We start from the raw sequence: 3,129 nt of genomic DNA, 5'->3' as shown, positions 1-3,129 counted from the left end.
GGGTCTCGGCCTGGCCCGTCCCTTTCTCGGTCCCGGCCCGGCCCGTCCCCGCCCGTCCCCGGCGTTCCCGATCCGCTTCGCAGCCCGCCGCTCTGGCGCTGACGGGCGTTCCTGATCGGCTCGCGGCTCGCGTTGATCGGTCCCGTCCCGCTCGGCGACGTCTGCCCTCTCGGTTCGCCCCCTTCGTCCGGCTTTTAAGCCGCTGGCGTTGTCCGCCGGCGCGCGTCGGGTGGTCGTTGCCGTGCTGCCGGTTTTCCACAGGCGGGTGGCCGTGGCGATCGGTTGTCCACAGGGCGTCTGCGTGATGGTGCGGTTTTCGCGAGAATGACCTGTAGGCCGGGGGCCCCCTGGGCGGGCGGGGCGTGTGCTGGGCGGGGCGTGTGCTGGGCGGGCGTGTGCTGGGCGGGCGTGTGCTGGGCGGGCGTGTGCTGGGCGGGCGTGTGCTGGGTGGATGGCGCGGTCGGGCAGGATCGGGGACAGTGCCTCGGTCGTGTGATCGCGGAGTTCAGCTCTCTTCGGGGGTCGTCGTGACGGAAGTCGTGCTCGGGGTCGGTGGCGGCATCGCCGCGTACAAGGCGTGTGAGCTGCTTCGCCTGTTCACGGAGTCGGGGCATGGGGTGCGGGTCGTGCCCACCTCCTCGGCTCTGCAATTTGTCGGGGCGCCCACCTGGGCCGCTCTCTCCGGGCGGCCCGTCGCCACCGAGGTGTGGGACGACGTGCATGAGGTGCCTCACGTTCGGATCGGGCGGGCCGCCGAGCTTGTCGTGGTCGCCCCCGCCACCGCCGATCTTCTGGCCAAGGCCGCGCACGGCATCGCCGACGACCTTCTGACGAACACGCTTCTGACCGCCACCTGTCCGATCGTGTACGCGCCGGCCATGCATACCGAGATGTGGGAGAACCCGGCGACCCGTGCGAACGTCGCCACCCTGCGGGCCCGGGGCGCTGTCGTCATCGAGCCGGCGGTGGGGCGGCTCACCGGCAAGGACACCGGCAAGGGGCGGCTGCCGGATCCTGCGGAGATCTTCGAGCTGGCTCAGCGCGTACTCAAACGAGGTCTTGACCTTGATCTGAAGGGGCGCCATGTCGTGGTGACGGCGGGCGGCACGCGGGAGCCGCTCGACCCGGTGCGGTTCCTGGGGAACAGATCTTCCGGCAAGCAGGGGTACGCCCTGGCGAAGGCGGCCGCCGCGCGCGGGGCGCGCACGACGTTGATCGCGGCTAACGTGACGCTGCCCGATCCGGCGGGTGTGGACCTGATCAGGGTGGGTACGACCGAGGAGTTGCGCGCGGCGACCGTGAAGGCGGCGGCCGAGGCGGACGTGATCGTGATGGCGGCGGCGCCGGCCGACTTCCGGCCGGTGAGCGTCGCGGCCGAGAAAATCAAAAAGACAGACAGTGGTACGCCGGCGCCGATCGAACTGACCACCAACCCGGACATCGCGGCGGAACTGGGCGCGGCCAAGCGGGAGGGGCAGGTCCTGGTGGCTTTCGCGGCCGAGACGCACGACGCCCTGGAGAACGCCCGGGCTAAGTTGATCAAGAAACGTGCCGACCTGATCGTCGTTAACGAGGTGGGAGTGGACCGCGTGTTCGGCGCCGACCACAATGAGGTCACGCTGCTGGGCGCTGACGGGAGCACGGCGAGTCACGCCGAACTCCCCAAAGACGATGTGGCCGATATGATTTGGGACCGCGTCGCCGTCCTACTGGATGGGCAGGTGGGCGGCGGTGAGCCAGCCCGGGTGCGGTGACTACACTTCCCGGTTACGTTGTATTCGACAAATCTGAGGAGCACCGTGGCACGCCGCCTGTTCACCTCCGAGTCGGTCACGGAAGGCCACCCGGACAAGATCGCTGACCAGATCAGCGACGGTATTCTCGACGCCCTGCTGCGGCAGGACCCCCGCAGCCGGGTCGCGGTGGAAACGTTGATCACGACCGGCCAGGTGCACGTGGCGGGTGAGGTCACCACGCAGGCCTACGCCGACATCCCGAGCATCGTCCGCGAGACCATCCTGCGCATCGGCTACGACTCGTCGAAGAAGGGCTTCGACGGCGCGTCCTGCGGCGTCAGCGTGTCCATCGGCTCCCAGTCGCCCGACATCGCCCAGGGTGTGGACAGCGCCCTCGAGCTGCGCGAGGGCGACAGCGAGCACGTGCTCGACTCCCAGGGCGCCGGCGACCAGGGCATGATGTTCGGCTTCGCCTGCTCCGAGACGCCCGAGCTGATGCCGCTGCCGATCGCCCTGGCCCACCGCCTGGCGCGCCGGCTGTCGAAGGCCCGCAAGGACGGCACGATTCCGTACCTGCGTCCCGACGGCAAGACCCAGGTCACCATCGAGTACGACGGCTTCAAGCCGGTACGCCTCGACACGGTGGTCGTCTCGTCGCAGCACGCGGCCGACATCTCGCTCGAGTCGCTGCTCACGCCGGACATCCGCGAGCACGTGATCGCGCCCGAGCTCGAGGGCCTCGGTCTCGACATCGACGGCTACCGCCTGCTGGTGAACCCGACGGGCCGCTTCGAGATCGGTGGCCCGATGGGCGACGCCGGCCTCACCGGCCGGAAGATCATCGTCGACACGTACGGCGGCTACTCGCGCCACGGCGGCGGCGCGTTCTCGGGCAAGGACCCGTCCAAGGTGGACCGCTCGGCGGCGTACGCGATGCGCTGGGTGGCGAAGAACGTGGTGGCGGCGGGGCTGGCCGAGAGGTGCGAGACCCAGGTGGCGTACGCCATCGGCAAGGCCCACCCGGTGTCGCTGTTCGTGGAGACGTTCGGCACGGAGAACGTTCCGGTGGAGCGGATCGAGAAGGCGATCAACGAGGTGTTCGACCTTCGTCCGGCGGCGATCATCCGTGATCTGGATCTGCTGCGGCCTATCTATCAGCAGACTGCTGCTTATGGGCACTTTGGGCGGGAGATTCCGGAGTTGCTCTGGGAGAACACCGATCGGGCCCAGGATCTCAAGAACGCTGCTGCCTGAGTTTCGTTTCTGACCGGCGTCCCGCGTTTGCGGGGCGCCGGTTTTTGCTTTCCTGCGCTGGGACGGTCGGGGGGGGGGGGGGGGGGGGCCCCCCCCCGCGGGGGGGGGGGTGGTTGTGAGCAGGGTGGACACACGCCCC

Annotated in this window: 2 protein-coding genes; both read left to right on the top strand. The window is 69.5% G+C overall.

All coding sequences use genetic code 11. The annotated features are described in order from the left end of the window. Positions 1–527: 527 nt before the first annotated feature. Complete coding sequence (coaBC, locus tag ACFY36_RS17145; RefSeq protein ID WP_499747547.1) at positions 528–1,754, top strand: bifunctional phosphopantothenoylcysteine decarboxylase/phosphopantothenate--cysteine ligase CoaBC; 1,227 nt, start codon at positions 528–530, stop codon at positions 1,752–1,754. A gap of 45 nt (positions 1,755–1,799) precedes the next feature. Then, positions 1,800–2,990: a methionine adenosyltransferase gene (gene metK / locus ACFY36_RS17140; RefSeq protein ID WP_499746943.1), complete on the top strand. Its 1,191-nt coding sequence runs from the start codon at positions 1,800–1,802 to the stop codon at positions 2,988–2,990. The last annotated feature ends 139 nt before the right edge of the window (positions 2,991–3,129 follow it).

It is taken from the genome of Actinoplanes sp. NPDC000266 (assembly GCF_042899005.1).
Classification (GTDB): Bacteria; Actinomycetota; Actinomycetes; order Mycobacteriales; family Micromonosporaceae; genus Actinoplanes.
The sequence above is the reverse complement of the archived record's forward strand: the minus strand, read 5'-3'. Positions and strand labels throughout refer to the sequence as shown.